This is a genomic window from Glycomyces dulcitolivorans, from assembly GCF_003265355.1.
In the GTDB taxonomy this organism is placed as follows: Bacteria; Actinomycetota; Actinomycetes; order Mycobacteriales; family Micromonosporaceae; genus Glycomyces; species Glycomyces dulcitolivorans.
This window is the reverse complement of record NZ_QFRW01000112.1, coordinates 1-824: the sequence shown is the minus strand read 5'-3', so window position 1 is coordinate 824 and position 824 is coordinate 1. Positions and strand designations below refer to the sequence as shown.

The window sequence follows — 824 nt, the reverse complement described above, 5'->3', positions numbered from 1 at the left end:
CCGCCCGCTCGGCTCCCGGCCGGACCTGCCGGGCATCGACCGCGCCGGCGCCCGCGCCATCGTCGGCCGCCTGCTCGAAGCCGGGGGCGGCTGGCAGACCGCGGCCGACGCCGCCGCGATCCTCGCCTGCTACGACATCCAGACGACCCCCGCGGTCGACGTCGCCTCCAAGCGGGAGGCGGTCACCGCCGCCCATGACTTCGGCTACCCGGTGGCGGTCAAGGCCGACGACCCGCGCCTGGTCCACAAGACCGAATCGGGCGCGGTGCGGCTGCGCCTCGGCAGCGCGCACGAGGTGCGGGAGGCGTACGAGGCCGTGGCCGCGGCCGTCGACGGGGACGAGGGCGCCTCGGTCGTCGTCCAGCCGATGCTGGAGGCGGGCACCGAGCTGGTCGCCGGGATCGCCCACGACCCGCTGTTCGGGTCGCTCGTCATGCTCGGCCTCGGCGGCACCGCCACCGACCTGCTGGGCGACAAGCAGTTCCGGCTCCTGCCGCTCACCGACGCCGACGCCGACGAGATGTGGCGCTCGCTGAAGTCCGCGAAGCTCCTCACCGGCTACCGCGGCTCGGCGCCGGTCGACGTGGCCGCCCTGAGCGACCTCCTGGTCCGGCTCGGGCGCCTCGCCGAGGACCTCCCCGAGATCGCCGAGCTCGACCTCAACCCGGTGATGCCGGTCAAGTACGGCGTCCAGGCCGTGGACCTGAAGCTGCGGCTGGCCGAGGTCGGCGACGAGCCCGACCCCATCGCCCGGCGCCTGCGCTGAGGGCCGGGCGCCGGTGCGGCGGACCGCTTCGCGCGGTCCGCCGCACCGGCGTCTTCGG

General features: G+C 76.0%; 1 protein-coding gene. It reads left to right on the top strand.

Annotated features, from left to right (window positions below):
* On the top strand, nt 1–766 hold a 766-nt coding region (locus tag DI269_RS12935; protein WP_198667385.1), incomplete at its 5' end, for an acetate--CoA ligase family protein.
* Nucleotides 767–824 lie beyond the last annotated feature (58 nt).